Source organism: Actinoalloteichus hymeniacidonis, assembly GCF_014203365.1.
GTDB lineage: Bacteria > Actinomycetota > Actinomycetes > Mycobacteriales > Pseudonocardiaceae > Actinoalloteichus_A > Actinoalloteichus_A hymeniacidonis.
This window is the reverse complement of sequence record NZ_JACHIS010000001.1, coordinates 5,811,926-5,837,271: the sequence shown is the minus strand read 5'-3', so window position 1 is coordinate 5,837,271 and position 25,346 is coordinate 5,811,926. Positions and strand designations below refer to the sequence as shown.

Genomic DNA, 25,346 nt, shown 5'->3' with positions numbered 1-25,346 from the left:
CCGCGTCAGATGCGCGGACGTCGGCGGTAGCGCAGGCCCGCCGCCACCGCACCGGCCAGTGCGCCCGCGCCGAGGACCGAGTTCACGCCGATCCGGGCCGCTCGTCGGCCGGTACGGAAGTCGCGGATCTCCCAGCCCTGCCTGCGGGCGTGTTCGCGCAGGGTCTGGTCCGGGTTGACGGCCACCGCCGTGCCGACGGTGGTCAGCATCGGAATGTCGTTGGACGAGTCGGAGTAGGCACTGCATCGACGCAGGTGCAGTCCCTGCGCCGCGGCCAGCGCCCGTACGGCCTGCGCCTTGGCCTTGCCGTGCAGCAGATCGCCGACCAGCCTGCCGGTGTAGACGCCGTCCCGGCTCTCCGCCACGGTGCCCAGCGCGCCGGTGAGTCCCAGCCGTCGAGCGATCGTCTGCGCCAGTTCCACCGGGGTGGCGGTGACCAGCCAGACGCGTTGGCCCGCGTCCAGGTGCATCTGTGCGAGGGCCCGAGTGCCGTTCCAGATGCGGTCGGCCATCAGCTCGTCGTAGATCTCCTCGCTGAGCTGGAGGATGTCCTCGACCTTGCGGCCCGCGACGAAGGAGAGCGCCTGTTCGCGGCTGGCCTGCACGTCCTCGGGATTCTCCCGGCCGCCGACCCGGAACTTGACCTGTTGCCAGGCGAAGCCGAGCAGGTCGGAGGTGGTGAAGAACTTCCGGGCGGCCAATCCCCTGGCAAAGTGGAACATCGACGCGCCCATCATCATCGTGTTGTCCACGTCGAAGAAGGCGGCGGCGGTCAGGTCGGGGTGTTGTCGGAACTGCTCGCCTGCCTCGGGCGGCGGCGAGGTCGCGGCTGCCTTGGCCGATGCTTGGCCCGCCCGCGCGGCTCGCTCCTCCAGCTGTCGGCTGTTCTCGCGCTTCCGCCACAGTGGCACCGCAGCGCCTCCAGATCCAATGGTCCCTTCGCCTCGAATCGGACATCGAGGTAATGCGGCTCCTAGCCTAGCGATCGACTCGGGCCGCGATGCGTCCTCCTGCGTTCGATCGACATCGGTCTTTCGTCGCGGGAGGACTGTGATCATCGCAGGCGTGTGCGAAGAAGTCCCGCCAGCCGGCGTACCGCGCGTTGCTGGAGTGCGCGCACCGCCGCCTCGTTGCGACCGAGTCGATGGGCCGTCTCGGCGACGGAGAGCCCCTGGAGGAACCGAAGTCGGAGGCACTCCTGCTGGTCGGCGACCAGCCTACCGAGCTGCCCGGTCACCTCGATGAGGGTCAACCGGGCGATGACCTGTTGCTCCGGGTCCAGTGCCCAGTGCTGGGAGAGCAGGCGGGTGTTGGGGTCCTCGGTGGGCACTTCGAGCCGGTGACGGCTGGATTTGAGGTGGTCGAAGACGAGGTTCCTGGCGATGGTGACGAGCCAGGCTCCAGGATCGCGGCCCTGGTAGCGCAGGGTTCCGATGCGGCGCAGCGCCCGCAGAAAGGTTTCGCTGGTCAGATCTTCGGCGAGTCCGTGATCACCCGTGCGGTGCAAGGTGTAGCGGTGCACCAGGCCGGCGTATCGCCGGTAGAGCGCGGCGAATGCCACCGGGTCGCCGGTCTGGGCTGCGAGAACCAACTTCCACGCATCGGGTTCGGGCTCCGGCGCCACCCATACCTCCCGAAGCGAATGTTGCGTTGAGTAGCCATGCGAATGCACTTTGTGATCGACGTCTGGATTCTGGCGGTTTTCCGGTCGCCGCGTCCACTTCTGCCCGGCAAATCACCGGGTAGTCCTGCCGTGGCTCGACCTGCTACTCAACGTGACCGCCAATGGCGCACAGGATTGGTTGGACTTCCCAGTGTTGGACGCCCCACAATCAAGAGGACCCGGCGACGGGGGGCCCGCGTCACGAACTCGGTGGGCGTCTGCGTCGACAAGCAGCTTGAGTGGTGGAGGTCGGACGCTGTGAATGCGCCCGTCGTTGATCTTCGATCTTCCGAATCCGAGGCAGCCGAGCTGCTCGCGCTGGTCCGAGAGATCGGCAGACGCGAGCTGGCCCCGCACGCGGCCGCCGCCGAGGCCGAGGGGCGATTCCCTCGGGAGGCCTTCCGCACGCTGGGTGGTTCGGGCCTGCTGGGCCTGCCCTATCCCGAGGCCCACGGCGGTGGCGGCGTGAGCCAGGAGCTCTACCTGCAGGTCGTCGAGGAACTCTCGCGTCATTGGCTGGCCGTCGGGCTCGGCGTGAGCGTCCACACGCTGTCCTGCCACGGCCTCGCCGAGTTCGGCTCGCCCGAGCAGCAGGCGAAGTGGCTGCCGGAGATGCTCGGCGGCGACCAGCTCGGCGCCTACTGCCTCTCCGAGGCGCATGCAGGCTCCGACGCCGCTGCGCTGCGCACCCGCGCCGAGCTGCAGTCCGACGGCGACTACCTGATCACCGGCACCAAGGCGTGGATCACCCACGGCGGAGTCGCCGACTTCTACCTGGTCTTGGCGCGTACCGGGCAGGACGGGCCGAAGGGCATCAGCGCCTTCCTGGTTCGCGCGGAGGACGCGGGCATCTCGGCGGCGACCCCGGAACGCAAGATGGGTGCCCGGGCCTCCGTGACCGCCCAGGTCTCCTTCGACGGGGTGCGGGTGTCCCCGGATCGACTGGTCGGCGAGCTCGGCGGCGGGTTCGCCGTGGCGATGTCCGCGTTGGCCTGCGGTCGGCTGGGCATCGCCGCAGGCGCGGTCGGTGTCGCGCAGGCCGCACTGGACGTCGCCGTCGGCTATGCCAAGGAGCGCACCGCGTTCGGCCGGTCCATCGCCGAATTCCAAGGCGTGTCGTTCCTGCTGGCCGATGCCGCAGCCGGTATCGAGGCCGCCCGTCAGCTCTACCTCTACGCCGCGCGCCGGAAGGACAGCGGGCTGTCCTTCGCGACCGAGGCGGCGATGGCGAAGCTGGTGGCCACCGAGACCTGTATGCGGGTGACTACCGACATGGTTCAGGTGCTCGGCGGCGCCGGATACGTCGAGGATCACCCGGTCGAGCGTTATATGCGCGAGGCCAAGATGCTCCAGATCGTGGAGGGCACCAATCAGATCCAGCGATTGGTGATCGGGCGCGACCTGGTACAAGGGTGAGATGTCCACACACCGAGTGACCCTGCTGATCCGCGAGGCCTGTCACGCCTGCGATGCGGCCGAGGCCGACATCCGGCGGGTCTGCGACGACCTCGGGGTGCCGTGGTCGACCGTCGACGTCGACACCGACGTCGAACTGCGCGGCGAATACGGCGACCGGGTGCCGGTGATTCTGGTCGACGACGTCGAGCACGGTTTCTGGCGAGTGGAGGAGGATCGACTCCGGGCCGCCCTGGCAGGCTAGATCCTCTTCGGCTTTTTCCTGAGATCGGGTGAACCGATCGGGCTGCCGCGCCGAACATGGTGTTGTGGACCACGACAGTCATGAGAGTGCGGGCGGTGCCCCGGCCGACGGAGACGCTTCCCGCGATCTCGGCGGTGCAGCCCGGCGGACCGACACCCTGTCGCCGGGCGAACCGATTCGGGGCGGACTCGCGGTGCTGATCGCCTTGGTGGCAGCTGCCGCCGCGTTGGCTGTCGGACACCTGATCGCCGGTCTCGTCGATCCGAGTTCGTCGCCGTTCCTCGCGGTGGGCAACACGGCGATCGACCTGACGCCCGCGCCGGTCAAGGACTTCGCCATCGCCACCTTCGGGACGGCGGACAAGCTCGCGCTGCTCATCGGCATGGCCTTGGTGATCACGGCCTTCGCCGCGATCGTCGGCCTGCTGTCGCGACGCAGCGCTGTCGTCGGAATGTCGGCGATCGCTTTGTTCGGCGTGCTGGGAATCGCGGCGGTGCTGGCGCGGCCGGACTTCGGGCCGCTCTCCATGCTGGCTCCCGTCGCCAGCCTGGTCGCGGGGGTCGTGGCGTTCCGCCTGCTGCACCGGATGGCTGCCGCAGCGGCGGAGTCGGAGGTGCGGACAGCGCCGGGCGAGCAGGCGAGTGGCCCGGACCGGCGCACGGTGTTGATCTCCACCGGCGCGGTGGCACTCGGCGCGGGGGCGGCCGGGTTGGGCGGTCAGGCGTTGGCGGGCAGCGTGGACCCGGCGGCACAGCGGGCCGAGATCGGCGAACTCGTTCCCGCCCAGGCCACGCCGGACCTTCCTGCGGGTGCGGACTTCGCCAAGGTCGGCACCCCGACGTTCATCACCCCGAACGAGGACTTCTACCGCATCGACACCGCGTTGCGGGTGCCGAGGATCCGCGTCGAGGACTGGCGGCTGCGTATCCACGGCATGGTGGATCGGGAATTGAATCTGACTTTCGATGATCTCCGCAACCGACCGCTGGTGGAGAAGCCGGTCACCCTGACCTGCGTGTCCAACGAGGTCGGCGGGGATCTGGTGTCCACCTCGAATTTCATCGGGGTGCCGCTGTCGGAGATTCTGGCCGAGGCGGGAGTGCGAGCAGGCGCCGAGCAGCTGTTCAGCACCAGCGCGGATGGTTGGACGGCGGGCACCCCGATCGAGGCCCTGCAGGAGGTGGAGCGGGGTGCGTTGCTCGCCATCGGGATGAACGGCGAGCCGCTGCCCGCCGAGCACGGGTTCCCGGTGCGCATGGTGGTGCCCGGCCTGTATGGATACGTCTCGGCGACCAAGTGGCTGGTCGATGCGGAGGTGACCACCTTCGATCGCACCGCGTACTGGGAGGACCGAGGCTGGTCCAGGTTCGGCCCGATCAAGACGATGTCGCGGATCGATCGACCGACCGCGTTCGAACGGGTGTCCGCCGGTCGGTTGACCGCGGCGGGGATCGCCTGGGCCCAACACACCGGTATCGACCGCGTAGAGGTGCGGCTGGACGGCGGGCAGTGGCAGGAGGCGCAGCTGTCCACCGAGGTCAACGACCAGTCCTGGCGGATGTGGCGTATCGAATTGGAGGTGCCGTCGGGAAGTCGGCAACTCGAGTGCCGGGCTACGGACCGGAGTGGTTACACCCAGACGGAGGAACGCGTCAGCCCGGTTCCGGATGGCGCCACCGGCTGGCATTCGGTGTTGTTCACGGCTAACGGCTGACGGGGTCCATCGAAAACCAGCGCACACAGATTTTCCTTCAAAAAATTTCATCGCGGGCCGAACCGATAGATCGATTGCGTCGAACCACTAGCGCAAGTGATTCATCGGTGTTGGCTCGCAAGGAGTGATCAGTAGTGCGCACGACCCGGAAAAGCATGTTCGTCGGCGTGATGGCGGCCATGGCCTTCGCCTTGTCCGCATGCGGGGACGACGGGGGAGCGGGTGAGTCCGAGGAGATGGGGCCCGGCGAGATGTCCTCGGAGATGGATTCCACCGAGATGGACGATTCGGACATGGGCGGCTCGGACATGGGTGAGTCCGAGATGGGGTCCGAGGACATGGGTGGCTCCGATATGGACGGCTCCGGCATGGAATCGGACATGAACGGCTCGGACATGGAAGCGGAGGACATGGGGGCCGAAGACATGGGAGGCGAGGACATGGGTGCCGAGGAGATGGACTCCGAGTCGGAGTCGACCGTCGGCATGGGTGCAGTCCCCGGCATCGTGCCTAGTTCGGTGAGCCACGCTGGCTCGGTGGTTCTCCTCGACGACGGCTTCGTGAGCGGGCTGCTGACGACCCGCTGATCTCCACCGCGCTTCGAGGCCGTCGATCCGTGCCGCGTTGCTTGCGGCCGAATGGGGCCCCGAACCCATTCGCTGGGCGTAACGCGGATTACCGGGGTCGACGGCCCCGATCTATTCGAGGACGTGTCTCGTTGGGGCAGTCATGTCCTATCGACCGATATCGCCGACGCCGGAAATCGAATTCGGCGGCCTGCCGGGCGCGCCTCGCGGATGCGCCCGATAGGTGGCCCAGCTTGTTGATCTCGAATCGCCCGGTTTTGGAAATTTATTGCGAAATGAGTGAACCGGATGGAACGCCGTGTCGAACACCGGACGAAAGCAGCTAACGGCGGACATCACAGGGAGTGATCCACCATGGGAAGTACCAGGAATCGTGTTCTCGTCGGCGTATTGGCGGCATTGGCACTGACCATCACGGCATGTAGCAGCGGCGAGGAGGCGACCGACGGAGGCGGTGCCTCCGAGCAGACCGAGACCACGGAGGACATGGGCTCCGAGGACATGGGCTCGGAGGACATGGATTCGGACATGGGGTCCGAGGCGGGAGCCGGCGTGACCACCCCGGAGGACACCTTCGGCCCGGCCTGCGCCGACCTGCCCCAGGGCGACGAGCCCGGCTCGTTGGACTCGATGGGGCCGCAGCCGGTCGCCGACGCGGCGGGCACCAACCCGGTGCTGACCCAGCTCGTCACCGCCGTCGGCGCAGTTCCGGGGCTTGGTGACACGTTGAACGGCGCCGAGGCGCTCACGGTCTTCGCGCCCGCCGACGCCGCCTTCGAGGAGTTGGGCGAGGAGGCCTTCAACGAGTTGGCGGCCGACCCGGAGGCGCTCGGCGAGATCCTGAGCTACCACGTGGTCGGGGAGCGGATGGACGCCGACGGCATCGCCGAGGCGGGCACGCTGCCGACCCTGCAGGGCGGTGAACTGACCATCGAGGGCGAGGGTGAGGACCTGACCGTCAATGGTGCGGCGGTCGCCTGCGGCAACATCCCCACCGCGAACGCCACGGTATTCGTCATCGACACCGTGCTCACGCCGGAGAGCTGAGTAGGCGGCCGAGCGGACGCAGTCGAATTGTTGTTTCCGCGCTTTAGATGATGACCATGGGCCGTTGATCGCCCTATTTCGATACGCCGCGTCACCGATGAGACGATCTTCGGTGACGCGGCGTTCTGTCGTGGTCCCGAGACGCTCGTTGTTCACTTCTGCAACTTTGTGCATCTCTTCACAAGCGGTTACCGTGTAGTTGTCACGACGGCGCAGCGGCCAACTTGTCCACGATGAGACGGCGGTCGCGCGACGTCAGACCGCAAAGGCGAGGAGAGTCAGCGTGGCAGCGCAGCGGGATGCGGGTGATGGCTTCACCACGGACACCGCCGCGCCGGGCGTGACCTCTGTCGAGACCTCGGTGGTCCGGGAACGGGCCAGGGCGATTCCCGAGGCGGCGGTGGCGCGACTGGCGGTGTATCTGCGGGTTCTCTCGGATCTGTCCCGCGATGGAGTGACGAAGATCTCTAGTGAAGAGCTTTCCGTGGCGACCGGGGTCAACTCGGCGAAGCTTCGGAAGGACCTCTCCTACATCGGCTCCTACGGGACCAGGGGCGTCGGCTACGACGTCGACGTGTTGGTCGGCCAGATCGAGCGCACTCTCGGGCTCACCCGACAACACAGTGTGGCCGTGGTCGGCATTGGAAATCTGGGGCATGCACTGGCGAATTACGGCGGATTCCCCGGTCGTGGATTCCCGGTGGCGGCGCTGTTCGACGTCGATCCGGACTTGATGGGCGTTCCGGTCGGCGGCATGCCGGTGCACCACGTGAGCGACATCAGGCGGATTTGTGCCGAGCTCGAAGTAACCATCGGAGTGATCGCGACGCCCGCTCAAGGGGCCCAGAACGTCTGCGACAGTTTGGTTCAGGGCGGCGTGCGGTGCATTCTGAACTTCGCACCCGTCGTTCTCCAGGTTCCGGACTATGTCGAGGTGCGCAAAGTCGACCTAGCTGTGGAGTTGCAGATCTTGTCCTTCCATGTGGCCAGGCGGGCGGATCAGGAACAGGACGCCGTGCTGTCGAAAGCGGCGCAGGGCTCCGATTCCGTACCGACGCCCGGCGCCGAGGCAGGCCGTACCGGTGGGGTGGCGGCGGTGATCCCGCGATGAGTGTGCTCGCCATCGGGATGTCGCATCGCAGCGCCCCGTTGACGCTCCTCGAACGTGCTGTCGTCGCCGCACCGGACACTCCCAAACTGCTCGATGAGCTGCTGCGCTGCCCCAGCGTCGACGAGGTCGGCCTGCTCTCGACCTGCAACCGCGTCGAGGTCTACGCGGTCGTGGAGTCCTTCCACAGCGCCGTCGAGGAGATCACCGGCGTGCTGTCCCGCCACGCCGGGGTGGACGGCACCGAGCTGACCGACGGCATGTACGTGCACTACGCGGCGGCCGCTGTGGAACACCTGTTCACCGTTGCATCCGGCCTCGACTCGATGGTCGTCGGCGAGGAGCAGATCCTCGGCCAACTGCGCAACGCCTACACCTCGGCGGAGACGGCCAAGACCGTCGGCAAGACCCTGCACGAACTGCTGCAACAGGCATTGCGAGTCGGAAAGCGGGCGCACTCGGAGACCGAGATCGGTGCGGAGGGGGCCTCGGTGGTCTCCGAGGCGCTGTCGGACGCCACCGAGTTGCTCGGCACGCTGACCGGGCGACGCGCCCTGGTGGTCGGCGCCGGTTCGATGGGCGGCCTCGCCGCCGCGCACCTGCGTCGGGCCGGGATCGCCGAGATCGTCGTCGCCAATCGGACTGCGGACAACGGGGCCCGGCTCGCCGAGATCACCTCGGAGGCGGGCACCCCGGCACGTTCGGTCGGACTGGCCGGTCTCGCCGACGAACTGGCCGAGGCCGACGTCGCCATCGTGTGCACCGGTTCGCTGGCGACCGTCGTCGACGTGGCGACCGTGCGCGCCGCCCTGGCCAGGCGGACCTCCGACGGACCGCTGGTGTTCTGCGACCTCGGCCTGCCGCGCGACGTCGACGCCGAGGTCGGCGAGCTCGCGGGCGTCGCGATCGTCGACCTGGAGACGCTGCGCGGCGCGGTGCGCGGCAGCGTGGACGGCGGTGCCTTCGGCGCGGTCAACGCACTGATCACGGCCGAGGTCGAGCACTACTTCGCCGCTCAGCGATCCGCCTCGGTGACGCCGACGGTCACGGCCCTGCGCAAGCGAGCGGCCGAGGTCGTCGACGCGGAACTCCTGCGGCTGGACTCCCGCCTGCCCGACCTGGACGCCGGGGTGCGCAGCGAGCTGAGCCGCACCGTGCGGCGCGTGGTCGACAAGCTCCTGCACACGCCCACCGTCCGGGTGAAGCAGCTCGCGGGCAGCACGCCGGGCGCGGGCTACGCGGACGCGCTGCGCGAACTCTTCAACCTGGACCAGCAGCTGCCAGGTGCGGTGAGCGGCCTCAAGGCGGGCACGACCGCCGACGCCGCCGAGCCGGTGTCGGGCACGGCCACGCCGCTCGACGAGACCCGCCCGGCGGCGCCATCGGGAACACCGACCGCCTCGGCGGTCGTGACCGACGTGCCGACCGCTGCGCAGGGTGAGACCCCCATGGTGACTGGGCTGGTGACCGGGATGCCCGGTTCCGCCGAGTCCACCGAACAACGAGGACACGGCGAGGGCACCGCCGCCCAGCATCGGCGGCAGCGCCCCGGCCTGGATGGTGAGCAACGGTGAACCGCAGGATCCGTATCGGAACCAGGGGCAGCAGGCTGGCCCTGGCCCAGACCGGCTGGGTCGCCGATCAGTTGCGTGCGGCGGGTGCCGACGTCGAACTGGTCACGATCAGCACCCCCGGCGACCGCTCCATGGCGCCGATCGCCGAGATCGGTGTCGGCGTCTTCACCTCCGCGCTGCGTTCGGCACTGCACGAAGACAAGATCGACGTGGCAGTGCACTCCCTCAAAGACCTGCCCACCACACCCGACCCCGGCCTGTCGCTGGCTGCGGTGCCCCGGCGGGAGGACCCGCGCGACGCGCTGGTCGCCCGCGACGGCCTGCGCCTCGCCCAGCTGCCGCCGGGATCGACGGTGGGCACCGGCTCCCCGCGGCGGGCCACCCAACTCGAGGCCCTGGGTCTCGGGCTAGAGGTGCGTCCGCTGCGCGGCAACGTGGACACCCGACTGCGCAAGGTCGCCGACGGCGAGCTTGACGCAATCGTGGTTGCCCGCGCCGGGTTGGCCCGCCTGGGCCTACTCGACGTCATCACCGAATCGCTCGATCCACTGCAAATGCTGTCCGCGCCCGCGCAGGGTGCGCTTGCCGTGGAGTGCCGCGTCGACGACGTGGACGCCGAGCACCTGATCCAGTCCACTTTGGACGACCCGGCCAGTCGTGCCGCGGTGACCGCCGAGCGCGCCCTGCTGGCCGCGCTGGAGGCTGGTTGCAGCGCGCCCGTCGGTGCACTGGCCGAGGTGGTGGAGGACCTCGACGACGAGGGGCGCGTAGTGCTGCGTCTGTCGTTGCGGGGAATCGCGGCTACACCGCACAACGATGTGCTGCGAGCCTCCGCCATCGCCGAGACGACAGCCGCAGAGCAGCTCGGCCGTGATGTGGCCGCAGAGCTGTTGGATCTCGGGGCCGCCGTCCTCAGCGGCCCCGAGCAGTAAGGGAGTGGGGAGTGCCCTGATGACCCGTGCACGCAAGATCCCCGGACGTATCGCCTTCGTGGGCACTGGCCCCGGAGACGCGGGACTCCTCACCGTCCGGGCTAAGGAAGTATTGAAGTCGGCCTCTCTGGTGGTCACCGATCCCGACGTGCCCGCAGAGGCGGCCGCGTTGGTGTCGGAGGACACCGAGGTGCGGCCCGCCGTCGGCGACCCCGGCGACGTGGCCAAGGACATGGTCGCCGAGGCCAAGAACGGGCGTTCGGTCGTCCGGCTCGTCTCGGGCGACCCGTTCACCGCGGACGCGGTGGTTCGGGAGGCCCAGGCGGTCTCGCGCACCACGATCGCCTTCGACGTGGTCCCCGGTGTCGCGGGCGCCACGGCGGTGCCCGCCTACGCGGGGGTGGCGCTCGGCGCGGTGCACACCGAGGCCGACGTCCGAGGGACGATGGACTGGGCCGCGCTCGCCGCCGCGCCGGGAACGCTGGTGCTGCATGCATCGGGCAGTCACCTGGCCGAGGCGGCGTCGTCGCTGGTGGAACACGGCCTCGCGCCGCAGACCCCGGTGGCGGTGACGGCGGACGGCACCACGTTCACCCAGCGCACCATCGACACGACGCTGGCCTCGCTCGCCTCGGTGGCGGGCGATCTGCTCGGCCCGCTGGTGATCACCGTCGGCGCTGCGGTCAGCGGTAGACAGAAGCTCTCGTGGTGGGAGTCGCGAGCGCTGTACGGCTGGCGTGTCCTGGTGCCGCGCACCAAGGACCAGGCGGGCGCGATGAGCGACCGGCTGCGGGCCCACGGCGCGATCCCCGTCGAGGTACCGACGATCTCCGTCGAGCCGCCCCGGAGCCCCGCCCAGATGGAACGGGCGGTCAAGGGACTCGTCGACGGCCGTTACCAGTGGGTGGTGTTCACCTCCACCAACGCGGTTCGCGCGGTGTGGGAGAAGTTCCGCGAGTTCGGGTTGGACGCCAGGGCGTTCTCCGGCGTGAAGATCGCCTGCGTCGGCGAATCCACCGCCGACAAGGTCCGGTCGTTCGGAATAATCCCTGAACTGGTGCCTTCGGGCGAGCAGTCCAGCGAGGGTCTGCTGGCGGACTTCCCGCCCTACGACGACATCCTCGACCCGGTCGATCGGGTGTTGTTGCCCAGGGCCGACATCGCCACCGAGACGCTGGCGGCGGGTCTGCGCGACCGGGGCTGGGAGATCGACGACGTCACCGCGTACCGGACCGTTCGGGCGGCCCCGCCGCCCGCCGACACCCGCGAGATGATCAAGACGGGTGGCTTCGACGCGGTGTGCTTCACCTCGTCGTCGACCGTGCGCAACCTGGTCGGTATCGCGGGCAAGCCGCACTCGCGGACCCTGGTGGCGTGCATCGGACCGGCCACGGCCGAGACGGCCACCGAGTTCGGTCTGCGCGTCGACGTGCAGCCGGAGGTCGCACAGGTCTCCTCGCTGGTGGACGCGCTGGCCTCGCACGCGGCGCGACTGCGTTCCGAGGGTGCGTTGCCGCCCCCGCGTAAGGCGAAGCGGGCACGCCGCTGACCTCGACGGTCACCGTGAACCGGCTATGACGAACGGACTGTTCGGCTCCAGAGAGATGATGGGGTCGAACAGTCCGTTCGTTCGTTGTGCGGGGTCTCGGCGCGGCCGGACTCGGCCGCCCGTCGTCGTGGCGAAGGCGGACCCCGACCCAGAGCTCGTGAAGGAGTCGACATGTTCCCGCTGCATCGTCCCCGGCGGCTTCGGCGTACCCCGGCCGTGCGCAGACTGGTCGCGGAGACGAGCGTGGAGCCCCGACAGCTCGTGCTGCCGATGTTCGTCAAGGAGGGCGTGAGCGCCCCGGTGCCCATCGCGTCGATGCCCGGGGTCGTCCAACACGACCTGGACTCCCTGCGTCGGGCCTCGGTGGCCGCCGTGGAGGCGGGGGTCGGCGGGCTGATGCTCTTCGGCGTGCCGACCACCAGGGACGCCACCGGTTCGGCGGGCACCGATCCGGCGGGGATCCTCAACCGGGCCCTGGCCGCGGTGGTCGAGGAGGTCGGGGATTCGACCGTGGTGATGTCGGATTGCTGTCTCGACGAGTTCACCGACCACGGCCACTGCGGATTGCTGGCCGAGGACGGCAGCGTGGACAACGACGCCACCCTGACCGCCTATCAGGACCTGGCGGTCGCGCAGGCTCGCGCGGGCGCCCATGTCGTCGGCCCGAGCGGCATGATGGACGGGCAGGTCGCGGCGATCCGGATGGCGTTGGACGAGGCGGATCTCGCCGACACCGCGATCCTGGCCTATTCGGCCAAGTACACCTCGGCCTTCTACGGACCGTTCCGCGACGCCGTGGAATCGCAGCTCTCCGGGGATCGGCGGACCTATCAGCAGGATCCGGCCAACGGTCGGGAGGCACTGCGCGAGGTGATGCTGGATCTCGCCGAGGGCGCCGACGCGGTGATGATCAAGCCCGCGATGGCCTATCTGGACATCGTCCGCCAGGTGGCCGACGTCTCGGAGGTCCCGGTGGCGGCCTACCAGATCTCGGGGGAGTACTCGATGATCGAGGCGGCCGCCGCGAACGGCTGGTTGGAGCGCCGCGCGGCCGTGCTGGAGACCCTGACCTCGATTCGCCGGGCCGGGGCGGACATCGTGCTCACCTATTGGGCCGCCGAGGCTGCCCGCTGGTTGCGCGAGGGCTGAGCGGGAACCGGCCCGCTCACTGCCCGACTCCGTGGCCGGACCGTCTGGGGCGTCCGGGCCGTCCGGGGTGGCGATCCATCGGCTCGACATGCTCGCCGGCCACTCGATCGAGCGATATGTTGGGCCCATGATCGCCCCGGAGGACCCGGAGTCCGCTCCGTCGGCAGCACGGCGGGCCGCTGCCGCAGTGCCCACCGCCGAGCCTGCTGCGGACCCGGCTCCGGCGGCGCAGACGGCGACCGAGGTCGACGTCGATGCTGCTCCGAAGGCCCGGGGCCGGGACGAATCAGTCGAGGCCGAGGCTGGGTCTGGCGCCGAGCTCACGCCCGAGGCGGAGTCCACCGTGGACTCCGTGCCCGCCGAGGATCAGCGGGCAGGGGGATCGCTCGCCGCCACCGAGGCAGCCGACTCGCAGCTGACGAACACCGAGTCCGAGCCCGCCGAATCGGCCGCTACCTCCGTCGAGACCGACCGATCGACGCCGGCCACGACCGAGCGGCGGGCCGTGGACGAGGACGAGGATTTCGATGATGAGGACTTCGAGTCCGAGCCTGCGTTGAAGCCCGGCGAGGTGCCCATCGAGGTGACGGTCGCCGCCGGGCTGATGGGGGTCGTGGTCGTCCTTCAGCTGCTCGTTCCGATACAGACCCTGCTTGCGGGGGTGCCCGCCGATCGTTGGGGCGTGGTCGCATTGACCCTCTTCCAGTGGTTCGGTTTCCTCGCGGCCTACCTGTTCTTCGGTTACTCGGCCTATCGAGGCGAGCACTGGGCCAGGATCGTGCTGCTGGTCTTCGCCGTCGTCGTCGTGTTGGGCTTCCTCGCTGACAGCGACGAGCGAGTGTTCGGGATGGCCGCGATCATGCACACCTCGGCGGTGATCATGCTGTTCCTGCCGGGCGCTCGACGCTACTTCCGTGTGGTGCGTAGCTGATCCGCCCCGACGCGGATCGCATCGACGACTGCGCGGCGACGGCGGCACGCCGTTATCGGCCGGTAACGCCGGGTCGGTGGACACGGCAAGACACGGGCTTCTAACGTTCGGTTGTGTCCACACCCAATGATCCGGATCGTCCTGGTTCGCACGAGTCGATCCCCGCCGTGCCGTCCTATCCCACCTCGTCGGCATCCGACCCCGCAGAGCAAGCGGCGATCGTGCCCAAGGAGGTCCGGATCTCGTTCTGGATCTGGGTCGGCACGGCCGTGTTGATGCTCGCCTCGGTGTTCTCGCTGCTCGACGACCGCGAGCGCGTCACGTCTCAGACGCTCGAGCAGATGGGCGGCGAACTCAGCAGGGAGGAAGCCGAGCAGGTCGTCTCGATGGCCTTCACCATGATCTTCGTCATGTACGGCATCGTGGCGCTGCTGTTCCTGCTCTTCGCGTTCAAGGCGAAGGCGGGTCGGAACTGGGCGCGGATCGCGCTGACCGTGGTGGCGGCCCTCAATCTCATGGCCTTCCTCGGCCCGAACTCGACCCACGTGCTCAGCGTGGTGTCCGTCCTCGTCTCCGGTGTGGCGGTGGCCCTGTTGTGGATGCCGAACTCCCGGGAGTACTTCGCTCAGGCCAAACGGCGGCCCTAGCGCCGGAAGCCACGATGGCCACGGCGACGTTTCGTTCTGTCCATTTCGGTAGACGTGCCCGGGCGGACTTCATACCCTGAGCCGCGTGAGCACACCATATGGTCAGGGTCCCCCTTCGGGTGAACAGGGCGGTTACCCGTCGCAGGGCGGTTACCCGTCGGGCGGTTATCCGTCGCAGGGCGGTTATCCGCAGGCCCCGCCGCCAGCGCAGCAGGGGTACGGCGCTCCGGCACCGGGCCCGTACGGCGCGTACCCGGGATCGGGTCCGCAGGGCCCGGCCGGATACCCCGGTGGCATGCCGCAGGCGCAGGGCATGCCCCGTGGCGGTGCGAACCGGCCGCCCAGCGTCGAGGCCGCGTTCTGGCTGTTCTTGGCCAACTCGGTGCTCGGTCTGCTCAGCGCGATCCTGACCTTCGTCTCGGTCGACTCGCTGTTGGCCACGCAGCCCGGTTATACCGAGGTGCTGACCGAGGGTGGATCGGCGCCCGCAGACTTCATCCGGGGCACCTTGATCACTGCGGCGTCGATCGCCTTGGTCTTCCAGGCGATCTTCCTGATCTTCGTCTTCATGATGCGCAACGGCCGGAACTGGGCTCGAATCCTGCTCACCGTGCTGGCGGTGTTGGGATTGGTGACCAGCATCGGCAACCTGGACTCGATCGGCCTGCAATTCGAGGCGGGCGGCATCGCCGCCGTCATCGGGATCATCGCGATCCTCGGTTTGCTCCTGCCCATCGGCGCCACCATCACGATGTACCTGCCGCCGTCGAACAACTACTTCAAGTACAACTGAACGATGCCAGCCGAACCTGCCGTGGTGGTGCCACCCAAGGTGATCCGCACCACCGTCGCGATGTGGTACGCACTCGCGACCTTTCTCACGTTGCATGCCCTGTTCCTATGGCTGCGCCCGGAGGGAATCGCCGAGCAACTCGAGTCGCGTGCGGATGTCACCGCCCGGGAGGCCGCGGATTACGCGGCCGACCTCGTGCTGGAGAACCTGTTGGTGACACTGTTCTTCGGTGTCATGTACTGCGTGTTCGCCTACCTCGTCGGTCGGCGGCGTCGTTGGCCGAGGATCGCCCTGACCGTGGTCGGAGCGGTCCAGTTGTTCTTGCAGCTCAGCGCGGGATTCAGTCCGGTCGGCATCGTGGTCCTGCTGTTGGTTCTCGGCGGGTTGATCGGTCTGTGGCTGCCGTCGGCCTCCCGCTGGCTGGCAGGCCACGATCCCGTCGCTGCTTGAGGCGGGTGGCGCGACACACATGGCACACTCTTCGGTCATGGCAGCTGCGCACGCACCGAACACGGTTGGTGAACCCTCGGTAAGGGCCTACCGACTTCATCAACCGCGTCGCGCGCTGCTCGCCGCCGCCGAACTGCTCCTCGCGATCGCGCTGGCCGTGCTGGCGGTGTGGCTCTGGCGAACCGGGGTCGTGACCGACACCCTGCCCGCGCCTGCGGGCCAGGAGCCTCGGGAGGTGTCGCGCTACCTGGGGAACCGGCTGGCGTTGTCGGCGGGATCGGGCTGTCTCGCGGGCGTCCTGCTCTTGGACGCGATTCGGCAGTGGATATTGGGAACCCGGGTCGACAGCGGGATCGAGCCGGAGTACGGGCCCGTCGCACCCGGTCGACCGAACTGACCACACCGACCTCGGTGGCGGCTCACGACATCCCATAGGCATGCCGCCGACCCGCCGACAGCACCCGGATAGGGCACTTGCGAGACTGGTCGGGTGACCCAGGTGCCCGATTCTTCGACGCCCACGCAGCCGGTGGCCCGCTCGCAGGCCCTGTTCGACCGCGCGAACGGGGTGACTCCCGGCGGGGTGAACTCCCCGGTCAGGGCTTTCCACTCGGTCGGCGGTTCGCCGCGTTTCATGGTGCGAGGCGAGGGCGCCTACCTGTGGGACGCCGATGACAACCGCTATGTCGACCTGGTCAGCTCCTGGGGGCCGATGATCCTCGGCCACGCGCACCCGAGGGTGGTCGAAGCGGTGCGCTCGGCGGCGTCGGCGGGGCTGTCCTTCGGAACTCCCACCGAGGGCGAGATCCTGCTCGCCGAGGAGATCATTCAGCGCGTCGAACCGGTACAGCAGGTACGACTGGTCAATTCGGGTACCGAGGCGACGATGAGCGCCATCCGCCTCGCCAGGGGCGTCACCGGCCGCAACAAGATCGTCAAGTTCGCGGGTTGCTACCACGGCCACGTCGATGCACTGCTGGCCGCAGCGGGATCCGGACTGGCCACCCTCGGTATCTCCGCCACCCCCGGTGTCTCGGCGGAACAGATCGCCGACACCATCGTGTTGCCCTACAACGACATCCCGGCTCTGCATGCGGTGTTCGCCGAACACGGCCCCGACATCGCCTGCGTGATCACCGAGGCCGCCGCCGGGAACATGGGCGCGGTCGCGCCGCTGCCCGGTTTCAACGCGGAACTGCGCGCGCTCAGCCACGCCTCCGGCGCGCTGCTGATCATGGACGAGGTGATGACCGGATTCCGGGTCTCCTCGGCGGGTTGGTACGGGATCGACGGCGTGGCAGGCGACCTCTACACCTTCGGCAAGGTCATGTCCGGCGGGCTGCCCGCCGCCGCGTTCGGCGGTCGCGCCGACATCATGTCGGCCCTGGCTCCGGTCGGGCCCGTCTACCAGGCGGGAACCCTGTCCGGGAACCCCGTCGCGGTGGCCGCAGGCCTGGCGACCCTGCAGGCCGCCGACACCGAGGTCTATCGCAAGCTCGACGCCAACGCCCGCCGACTCGGCGAGCTGTTCGGCGCGGCACTGACCACGGCCGGTGTGCCGCACCAGGTCGCCTTCGCGGGCAACCTCGTGAGCGTGTTCTTCGCGGACTCCCCGGTGCACGACTTCGCGGGCGCGCAGGCCGCCGAGACCTGGCGCTTCCCGGCGTTCTTCCGCGAGCTGTTGGCGGCGGGTGTGTACGCCCCGCCGAGCGCCTTCGAGGCGTTCTTCGTCTCTGCCGCCCTCGACGATGCGGCCTTCGAGATCATCGAGGCCGCCTTGCCCGCCGCCGCGACCGCGGCGGCGCAGGCCCGACCGGAGGGAGACCGGTGAGCACCCGCACCGTCGTTCATCTGCTTCGCCACGGCGAAGTGCACAACCCCGACAAGATCCTCTACGGGCGGCTGCCGGGATTCCGACTCTCCGAGCGTGGCGAGCGGCAGGCCGAGCTGGTCGCCGAGTTCCTGGCGGACAACGACATCACCCACGTGGTGACCTCGCCGTTGGAACGGGCCAGACAGACCGCCCTTCCGCTGCTCGCGACGCACGATCTGACCCCGGCGATCGACGACCGGCTGATCGAGTCGGACAACCACTTCGAGGGACAGCGGGTCTCCGTCGGCGACGGTGCCCTGCGTTCGCCCGCCAACTGGCCGAAGTTGCGCAATCCCTTCCGGCCCTCCTGGGGCGAGCCGTATCTGAAGATCGCGCACCGGATGCTCGGCGCCGTGCACCGGGCCAGGGCCGCAGCCGAGGGCCACGAGGCGGTCTGCGTCTCGCATCAGCTGCCGGTATGGACGCTGCGTCGATTCCTGCAGGGCGACCGGCTCTGGCACGACCCGAGGCAACGCCAGTGCGGCCTCGCCTCGTTGACCAGCCTGGAGTTCGAGGCCGAGCGGCTGGTCCGCATCTCCTACCAGGAGCCCGCCGGGCCGTCCGGAAGCCAGGTTCCCGGCGCATGATCAGGCGATCGCGGCTCGTCGGTCTGCTCGGGGTGGCGCTGTTGACGTTGAGCGCGTGCACCGGCCTCGAGCAGACCGACGACGTCCCCGGGTCCGGGCGCTATCAGTTCGTCGCTCCCGGCGGCGAGACCCGAATCCGCTACGACGAAGCGGAGCGGCAGGTCGCCCCGGAGATCAGTGGCGACGATCTGATGAACGAGGGCGAACCGATCGGCGTCTCGGATTTCGAGGGCGACGTGGTGGTGCTCAATATCTGGGGATCATGGTGCGGTCCTTGCAGACTCGAAGCCGAACACCTGCAATACGTGTATGAAGAGACCGCCGAAGACGGCGTGGCGTTCCTCGGAATCAATGTCAGAGATCATGTACGCTCGGCGCCGATGGACTTCACGTCCAATCTCGGCATCACCTACCCGTCGATTTACGATCCCGCCGGGCGATCACTACTCGGAATGCGTGGATATCCGCGTAGTGCGGTGCCGTCGACCATCATTCTCGACCGGCAGCACCGCGTGGCCGCGGTGTTCTTGGCCGAGGTACTGACCGAGGACCTGCTGCCGGTGGTCGAGGAGATCGCCGCCGAACAGTGACGCCATGGAAGAGATCGATTGCGTATTGCGGGAAATCGAGGGTGATTCGCTTTACCGAGTGCCTTCGCGGTGGTCGGCGGCTCGCCTGATCAGCGGGAACCCGTTATCGGCTCCCGCTAGGGTCTTCTTTCCAGACTGAGCTGTTGCTCGATCGACGGAGTGGGCTCGCCGACACCGATTCGTGCGGTGCGGTGAGCGCCCACCCGGAACCTCGGGTCGGGCCTGCCGTTCCCGGTTTTCGGAACCGACTGCCTGTCCGGGTCGGCGAGCATGATGATGCGATGGCTCGGGACCGGCCCGGGGTGGGCCCGGTTGCCGGACCGTGGCCCGATGGTGGATCGAACCGTGTTGATCGACCGGGATGTGGCTGCCGAGGGGGGAAGGTCGGCGGCATTCCGGCTTGGTGATCTGTGTCTGTTGGGATGAGCGGTGTTCGGGCTGCCGGACTGCTGTGGTCTGCGCAGTCGCATGGGACGATGGCAACACCTGTTGTGGTCGGGGCCGTCTCGCGTGACGGTCCGGATGGGGCCGGGAGTGTCGGGCGGTTGGATCGGAGTCCGGATCCGAGTCGCGGTGCAATGATGTCCGAGTTTGGCGACCACACCGGTCGGGGCGGATTCTCTCAGTCCTCGGTGGACCTCCTCCCAGCTTTCTCGTTGTGGCCCGAATAGCACCGACCCGGGGGAGTCGTCCGTGGTGCGTATCGACGAGTCGAGAGCTGTCATGGTTGTTCGTCCTCGGTGGGGAGATGAATTGCGACGAGCAGGTAGCGGGTGCGCATTCCCCGCTGTGCGCAATCTTGGTGGCCCCTGACGGTCCGAGAAAATGGCTGCGGACGATCACAACACGATTGAGTGGTCGTAGAACCACGGTCGGTCGAACACGATCGCGTAGCGCTGTCCGACCGACCTCACCTGAACGGGGGTCGGTGGCCCCTCTGCCGGGCGTTGTGGCTGCTGATGCCTTCGCCCGACCCAGCTTGAGACCTCAGAAGGGCAGCAGGTCCATGAACCAGTCGCCGATGCCCTGGAACCAATCACCGACGCTCCAGAACATGTCGGTGAAGAAGCCGGGGATCGCGCTGAGCGCATCGAAACTGAAGAAGACGATGACGCCGATCGCCAACACCGTGATGAGTAAACAGCCCCACAACGCCTTGAAGGGCCACAGCAACGCCGAGAGGATGCCCTTCAACAGTGCACCCACGGCGGTGAACGGCGCCAGCAGGATGCGACCGAGCAGGCTTCGTCCCTCGTCGTTGTCGTCGTAACGCCGAGCGGGTGGCTCCTCCCGGCGCGGCGTCTCCGGGGCGATGGTCGGTCGCTGCGGTCGGCTGGACACCCGGGGTGCCTCGCTTCGGCGGGACACCTCCGGCCGCCGCACCGGCTGCGGCTCGACCGGCTGCGAGTACGGCTCCGCGTAGGGCTCGGCCTGCGCCCGACCGCCAGCGGCCGAATACGGATCCGCAGGCTGCCGATGCCCGCCCCGGCCCGAGTACGGCTCGGCGAAACCGACCGGCTCCGGCTGGTACTGCGGCGGGCCCTCGGGTTCGTACGGGGGCGGTTGGTCCACGCCGGTGGCCGGGTACGAGGTGGGGATCGGGATGCCCGCGAGCAGCCTGGTCCTCGGATGTCCCGGGCCGGGTGGTCCACCCTGACCGGTGGGCGGCTGCACGGAGGTGCCGCCGGGTGGCGGTCCGCCCGGCGGCATGCCCATCGGCGCGATCTTGGTGCCCGCGAGCAGCGCCTGTGTCTCCGCGCTCTTCTGCGCCAGCACCGTGGTGACCTGCGCGGGCAGCCAGGCGTGATCGAAATCCGGGTCGACCTGCGACAGGATGTCGTCCGGTCGCGGCCGGTTGACCGGGTTCTTCTCCAGGCAGGCGCCGATGACGCCGCGCAGCGACGGCGGAAGCCCGTCGAGCATCGGCTGATGGTGGACGACGCGATACAACAGCGCGGTCGAGTTGCCCTCGCCGAACGGGCTGACGCCGGTTGCGGCGAAGACCAGCACACAGCCGAGCGAGAACATGTCGCTGGAGGCGGTGACCTGTTCGCCTGCGGCCTGCTCGGGGGCCATGAAGCCGGGGGTGCCGAAATGAGTTCCGACCTGGGTCAGCGAGACCGCCTCGGCGGCCCAGGCGATGCCGAAGTCGATGACCCGAGGACCGTCCTTGGCCAGTAGCACGTTCGTCGGTTTCACATCGCGATGAATGAGGCCGCTCTGGTGAATCTCGCGGAGTGCCTCCGCCAAGCCTGCGGTCAATACTCGGAGTGAGGACTCGGGGAACGGTCCGAAATCACTGACCGCCTTGAGTAGCGATGGTCCCTCGATATAGGAGGTGACCAACCAGGGCGGTCGCGCATTGGGCGCCGCTTCGATGACGGCAGCGGTGAAAGCGCCGCTCACGGCGGCTGCGGCGTCGATCTCGCGCGCAAAGCGCATTCGGAATTGTTCGTCTTCGGCGTGTTCCTCGCGAATTACCTTGATCGCCACCGGGCGGCCACCCGGAGATCGACCCAGATACACCCGCCCCATTCCTCCGGAGCCGAGTAGCCCGAGCGTACGATAACGCCCGATCTGTCGCGGATCGGTCGCAGAAAGTGGTTCCATCGACCTATTACCCACCCCGACTAGACGATTTGACAGACGACTCGACTTGCAAGCCAGGCTACCAGTGTGACTTCCCGACGCCGGTGCTTCGCCGCGTTTCACGATCGCCCGACGTGGTCGCAAACAGGCGAATCCGGTGCAAACAGACTGATCTAGGCCTGCGCCGGTGGGCGTACCCGTTGGACGTAACACGCGTCTCCTCGGAGAGGAGCCGACGCAAGGGCAGCTGAGTAGGGTGCCTACGCTTGCTAGCCGTGGACCCCTTCGAGTTCGTCATCTCAGGGCCGTTGGTACTGGCCATGGGAGTCGCCGCGCTTGCGGGTCTGGTGAGCTTCGCCTCGCCGTGTGTGGTCCCCCTCGTTCCCGGCTACCTCGCCTATCTCGCAGGCCTGGTCGGTGCCGAGGCCCCGGAGACCAGACCCGTGCCAGCGGGCGGCGTCGTCGAGGCGGGCTCGGCGACGGCCACACCGGCCGCACCCGACAGCGACGGACGGCCTTCCCGCTCGGGCAGACTCCGGGTCGCGGGCGCCGCCGGATTGTTCGTCCTTGGGTTCACCGTCGTCTTCCTGTTCAGCACCGTCGTACTGCTCGGTCTGACCGACCTGATCTTCGCCAACCAGCCGGTGTTGCAACGGGTCGGCGGCGTGATCACCATCGCGATGGGCCTGGTCTTCCTCGGTTTCGTCCCGGCGCTGCAACGCGACGTGCGGGTGCACCGCAGACTCGGCGCAGGCGTGTGGGGAGCACCGCTGCTCGGCGGGGTCTTCGGCTTGGGCTGGACGCCCTGCATCGGCCCGACACTGGCAGGCGTGATCGCCGTGACCGCGTCCACCGACACCGACGGCGGCATGATGGCCCGGGGCATCAGCCTGGTCATCGCCTACTGCCTCGGCCTCGGACTGCCGTTCGTGCTGCTCGCGCTCGGCGCAGGCTGGGCGTTGCGCGGCGGTGACTGGCTACGCCGAAACAGCAGGAAGATCCAGATTGTGGGTGGCGTGTTGCTGATCGTGGTGGGGGTCATGCTCGTCACCGGGTTGTGGAATGTGCTGATCAGCCTGATCCAGGGGCCGATCGCGAGCTTCGAGGTACCGCTATGACGACGGGACGGCCGTCGCGGCTCAGGTCGGTCTTGGCATTCCTGCGCAACACCTGGCGTGGTCTCACGACCATGCGCACCGCGCTGACCCTGCTGTTCCTGTTGGCGCTTGCCTCGGTCCCAGGGGCCCTGCTGCCACAGGAATCGGTCAATCCGGCGCTCGTCGACGACTTCTACGCCGACTATCCGTCGATCGCGCCGCTGTTGAACGCGCTCGGGATGTTCGACGTGTTCGCCAGCGTCTGGTTCGCCGCGATCTACGTGCTGCTGTTCATCTCGCTGATCGGCTGCCTGCTGCCGCGCACCCTCGAACATGCCAAGACGCTGCGCGCTGCGCCGGTCCTGGTGCCGAGGCGTCTGACCCGAATGCCACATCACCGCGTTGCGGTCGTGACCTCGGATGTCGAGGCCGTGCAGGCGGGCGTCGACGAGCGGCTTCGCGGTTGGCGACGGATCACCCGCACCGAATCCGACGGTGCCACCACCATCAGCGCCGAGCGCGGCTACCTCCGCGAGGTCGGCAACCTCGCCTTCCACTTCGCGCTGCTGGGCCTGTTGGTCTCGGTGGCCGCAGGCAGACTGCTCGGCTACGAGGGCCAGGTCATCGTCAAGACCGACAGCGAGTTCTGCAATTCCGGCATCTACGCCTACGACTCGTTCACACCGGGCATCACGGTGGACGGCACCCAGCTGAACCCGTTCTGCCTGCAGGTGCACAGCTTCGACGCCGAGTACCTGCACACCGGGCAGGCCGTGGCCTTCGAGTCGGAGATCTCCTACCAGGAGGGCGAGGACCTGGCCGACGGCACCTGGCGGGACTACCTGCTGGAGGTCAACCACCCGCTGCGCCTGGGCACCGACCGCGTCTACCTGCTGGGCAACGGATACGCCCCCGAGTTCACCGTGACCTTCCCGGATGGGCAGGAACGGGTCGGCAACGTGCAGTGGCGACCGGTGGACCTGACCACGATGCTCTCGGAGGGCGCGACCAAGTTCGACCCGCCGGACACCTTCGATGAGCAGGAGCGTCGGGAGAACCAGATCGCGGTGACCGGTCTGCTGGCTCCGACACCCGTGCTCACCGAGGAAGGCCTGCTGACCTCCGGCTTCCCCGACCTGAACGAGCCCATGGTCGCCGTCGACGTCATGCGCGGCGATCTCGGGAACAACTCCGGGCGCGGGCAGTCGATCTTCGAGATCGATGCGCAGATGGTCGAGGACGGCGAGCTGGAGCGGGTGGCCAGGGAGAACCTGGCCGTCGGCGAGCAGATCGACCTGCCGGACGGCACCTCGGTGCGGTTCGACGGCGTGCAGCGTTGGGTCTCCTTGCAGGTCTCCTACGACCCCGCGCAGTTCTGGGTGTTGGTCGCCAGCGTGGTCATCCTCGGCGGTCTCGGCTTGTCGCTGGGTGTGAAGCGGCGCCGCCTGTGGGTGCGGCTCACCCCGCAGACCGATGGCCCCGACGCCGGTCGTACCGTTGTCGAATTCGGTGGACTCGCCCGGACCGACCAGGCCGGATACGGCGAGGAATTCCACCAGCTGACCACCGAACTGCTGGACAGGCTCGGTGACGCGGGCGTGCCGTCGCCGAGTACCTCGCAGTCCGGGAACGCGGTGTCGAACACGACCTCGGCAGGCTCCGAGGAGTCGGATCCGCCGTCGTCACCGACCGAGGCGGCGCAGCCGCCCGATGACGCGAAGACGTCGGACACGGCCGTGTCCGACGGGATGGGGGCGGTTGCGGTGCCGCCCGAGGACGAGCCGGATTCGGCTCGGGGGAAGGACACCTGATGCCGGTCGACGAGACCCTGTCCACCTACAGCGACCTGTGTCTGGCCAGCGCGCTGATCATCTATGTGTTCGCGCTGTTGTTGCAGGCCGCCGAATACGGCTTCACCCGCAAGACCGCGGCGGACAACAAGCGTGCCGCGCTCGTCGGCGCGGGCGGCGGCTCCTCGACGGCCGATGCAGGCGCGGACACCGCAAGCCCGGCGACCCCGCAGCGCAGGCCGTTGCCGGAGCGCCTGGGCCGGATGGGCGTCTCCCTGACCGTTCTCGGCGCCCTCGTGCAGCTCTCCTCGCTGGTGCTGCGCGGCCTGTCCACCGGCCGGGTGCCGTGGGGCAACATGTACGAGTACACCTCGGCTTTGTCGTTGGCCGCCGTGGTGGCCTGGCTGATCGTGCTGCGCAAGCACCCGGTCCGGGTGCTCGGCGTCTTCGTCCTGCTGCCGGTGTTCATCCTGTACTTCCTCGCGGGCACCGTGCTCTATGCCGACGCCGCGCCGCTGGTGCCGTCGTTGCAGTCGATCTGGATCGTCATCCACGTGTCGGCCGCCATCATCGGCAGCGGGATCTTCCTGGTCTCCGGCGCCATGAGCGTCGCCTATCTGATCAAGACGGCGCACGATTCGAAGCCCAGACGCTTCGCGTTCGTCGGCGCCAGACTGCCCGCCGCGAGCACCCTGGACCGGGTCGCCTACCGCAGCGCCGTCTTCGCGTTCCCGGTGCTCACCTTCGGCATCATCTGCGGCGCGATCTGGGCCGAGGCCGCGTGGGGCCGCTTCTGGGGCTGGGACCCGAAGGAGACGGTCGCCTTCATCTGCTGGGTCATCTACGCGGGCTACCTGCATGCCAGGGCGACCACCGGATGGCGCGGCGTTCCCGCAGCCTGGATCAACGTGCTCGCGTTCTCGGTGAACATCTTCAATCTGTTCTTCATCAACCTGGTGATCGCAGGCTTGCATTCCTACGCCTCAGTTGGTTGATATCCATACTTGACAACCCAG

At 68.3% G+C, this 25,346-nt stretch carries 23 protein-coding genes and 1 pseudogene; 21 read left to right on the top strand and 3 right to left on the bottom strand.

Annotated features, from left to right (window positions below; all coding sequences use genetic code 11):
* Positions 1–5: 5 nt before the first annotated feature.
* Together BKA25_RS24865 and BKA25_RS24860 are read right to left on the bottom strand one after the other, a co-directional pair.
* Complete coding sequence (locus tag BKA25_RS24865) at positions 6–911, bottom strand: HAD family hydrolase (protein WP_069846227.1); 906 nt, start codon at positions 909–911, stop codon at positions 6–8.
* Positions 912–1,054: 143 nt separating this feature from the next.
* Entirely contained in the window at positions 1,055–1,624 is a 570-nt protein-coding gene (locus tag BKA25_RS24860) for a sigma-70 family RNA polymerase sigma factor (protein WP_069846229.1), read from the bottom strand.
* A 297-nt stretch (positions 1,625–1,921) separates the two neighbouring features.
* Between BKA25_RS24860 and BKA25_RS24855 the strand changes: the two genes are divergently transcribed.
* From BKA25_RS24855 to BKA25_RS24770, 18 genes and pseudogenes are all read left to right on the top strand, one after another.
* Entirely contained in the window at positions 1,922–3,079 is a 1,158-nt protein-coding gene (locus tag BKA25_RS24855) for an acyl-CoA dehydrogenase family protein (protein WP_069846230.1), read from the top strand.
* Position 3,080: 1 nt separating this feature from the next.
* The gene (locus BKA25_RS24850; protein WP_069846232.1) at positions 3,081–3,323 is read left to right on the top strand and encodes a glutaredoxin family protein; all 243 of its coding nucleotides are present in this window, start codon (positions 3,081–3,083) and stop codon (positions 3,321–3,323) included.
* A 205-nt stretch (positions 3,324–3,528) separates the two neighbouring features.
* Positions 3,529–5,037: a molybdopterin-dependent oxidoreductase gene (locus BKA25_RS24845; RefSeq protein WP_069853198.1), complete on the top strand. Its 1,509-nt coding sequence runs from the start codon at positions 3,529–3,531 to the stop codon at positions 5,035–5,037.
* A gap of 134 nt (positions 5,038–5,171) precedes the next feature.
* Positions 5,172–5,624, top strand: a complete 453-nt coding sequence (locus BKA25_RS24840; protein WP_069846234.1) for a hypothetical protein — start codon at positions 5,172–5,174, stop codon at positions 5,622–5,624.
* Between the two features lie 354 nt (positions 5,625–5,978).
* Complete coding sequence (locus tag BKA25_RS24835; protein ID WP_069846235.1) at positions 5,979–6,671, top strand: fasciclin domain-containing protein; 693 nt, start codon at positions 5,979–5,981, stop codon at positions 6,669–6,671.
* 340 nt (positions 6,672–7,011) lie between these two features.
* Positions 7,012–7,782, top strand: coding sequence for a redox-sensing transcriptional repressor Rex (locus BKA25_RS24830; protein ID WP_236750874.1), 771 nt, complete (start codon positions 7,012–7,014; stop codon positions 7,780–7,782).
* A pseudogene (locus BKA25_RS24825) lies at positions 7,779–9,203 on the top strand (glutamyl-tRNA reductase); the annotation flags it as partial. The gene BKA25_RS24830 and the pseudogene BKA25_RS24825, both read left to right, overlap by 4 nt.
* 146 nt (positions 9,204–9,349) lie before the next feature.
* Positions 9,350–10,285 (top strand): hydroxymethylbilane synthase, encoded by a 936-nt coding sequence (gene hemC / locus BKA25_RS24820; RefSeq protein WP_069846240.1) that lies wholly within the window; start codon positions 9,350–9,352, stop codon positions 10,283–10,285.
* A 19-nt stretch (positions 10,286–10,304) separates the two neighbouring features.
* Positions 10,305–11,834 (top strand): bifunctional uroporphyrinogen-III C-methyltransferase/uroporphyrinogen-III synthase, encoded by a 1,530-nt coding sequence (locus BKA25_RS24815; protein ID WP_069846242.1) that lies wholly within the window; start codon positions 10,305–10,307, stop codon positions 11,832–11,834.
* Between the two features lie 171 nt (positions 11,835–12,005).
* On the top strand, positions 12,006–12,983 hold the full coding sequence (gene hemB / locus BKA25_RS24810) for a porphobilinogen synthase (protein WP_069846243.1): 978 nt from the start codon (positions 12,006–12,008) through the stop codon (positions 12,981–12,983).
* 127 nt (positions 12,984–13,110) lie between these two features.
* Positions 13,111–13,914, top strand: coding sequence for a hypothetical protein (locus BKA25_RS24805; RefSeq protein ID WP_157420909.1), 804 nt, complete (start codon positions 13,111–13,113; stop codon positions 13,912–13,914).
* A gap of 113 nt (positions 13,915–14,027) precedes the next feature.
* Positions 14,028–14,561, top strand: coding sequence for a hypothetical protein (locus BKA25_RS24800; RefSeq protein ID WP_069846246.1), 534 nt, complete (start codon positions 14,028–14,030; stop codon positions 14,559–14,561).
* Positions 14,562–14,646: 85 nt separating this feature from the next.
* Complete coding sequence (locus tag BKA25_RS24795; RefSeq protein ID WP_157420910.1) at positions 14,647–15,354, top strand: hypothetical protein; 708 nt, start codon at positions 14,647–14,649, stop codon at positions 15,352–15,354.
* Between the two features lie 3 nt (positions 15,355–15,357).
* Positions 15,358–15,804: a hypothetical protein gene (locus BKA25_RS24790; RefSeq protein ID WP_069846250.1), complete on the top strand. Its 447-nt coding sequence runs from the start codon at positions 15,358–15,360 to the stop codon at positions 15,802–15,804.
* Positions 15,805–15,841: 37 nt separating this feature from the next.
* Positions 15,842–16,201: a hypothetical protein gene (locus BKA25_RS24785; protein ID WP_084642436.1), complete on the top strand. Its 360-nt coding sequence runs from the start codon at positions 15,842–15,844 to the stop codon at positions 16,199–16,201.
* Positions 16,202–16,294: 93 nt separating this feature from the next.
* Positions 16,295–17,635: a glutamate-1-semialdehyde 2,1-aminomutase gene (gene hemL, locus BKA25_RS24780; protein ID WP_069846253.1), complete on the top strand. Its 1,341-nt coding sequence runs from the start codon at positions 16,295–16,297 to the stop codon at positions 17,633–17,635.
* The gene (locus BKA25_RS24775; RefSeq protein ID WP_069846255.1) at positions 17,632–18,264 is read left to right on the top strand and encodes a histidine phosphatase family protein; all 633 of its coding nucleotides are present in this window, start codon (positions 17,632–17,634) and stop codon (positions 18,262–18,264) included. Before hemL ends, BKA25_RS24775 begins: the two co-directional genes overlap by 4 nt.
* The gene (locus tag BKA25_RS24770) at positions 18,261–18,854 is read left to right on the top strand and encodes a TlpA disulfide reductase family protein (protein WP_069846257.1); all 594 of its coding nucleotides are present in this window, start codon (positions 18,261–18,263) and stop codon (positions 18,852–18,854) included. Before BKA25_RS24775 ends, BKA25_RS24770 begins: the two co-directional genes overlap by 4 nt.
* 987 nt (positions 18,855–19,841) lie before the next feature.
* Here the strand turns inward: BKA25_RS24770 and BKA25_RS24765 are convergent.
* The gene (locus BKA25_RS24765) at positions 19,842–21,464 is read right to left on the bottom strand and encodes a serine/threonine-protein kinase (protein ID WP_084642438.1); all 1,623 of its coding nucleotides are present in this window, start codon (positions 21,462–21,464) and stop codon (positions 19,842–19,844) included.
* A gap of 254 nt (positions 21,465–21,718) precedes the next feature.
* Here BKA25_RS24765 and BKA25_RS24760 point away from each other — a divergent pair, with 254 nt between their 5' ends.
* From BKA25_RS24760 to ccsB, 3 genes are read left to right on the top strand one after another with little or no spacing between them, the layout of a single operon-like run.
* Positions 21,719–22,561, top strand: a complete 843-nt coding sequence (locus BKA25_RS24760; RefSeq protein WP_069853199.1) for a cytochrome c biogenesis CcdA family protein — start codon at positions 21,719–21,721, stop codon at positions 22,559–22,561.
* On the top strand, positions 22,558–24,351 hold the full coding sequence (gene resB, locus BKA25_RS24755) for a cytochrome c biogenesis protein ResB (protein ID WP_069846260.1): 1,794 nt from the start codon (positions 22,558–22,560) through the stop codon (positions 24,349–24,351). Before BKA25_RS24760 ends, resB begins: the two co-directional genes overlap by 4 nt.
* Positions 24,351–25,325, top strand: a complete 975-nt coding sequence (gene ccsB / locus BKA25_RS24750) for a c-type cytochrome biogenesis protein CcsB (RefSeq protein WP_069846261.1) — start codon at positions 24,351–24,353, stop codon at positions 25,323–25,325. The genes resB and ccsB overlap by 1 nt, the downstream gene beginning before the upstream one ends.
* Positions 25,326–25,346 lie beyond the last annotated feature (21 nt).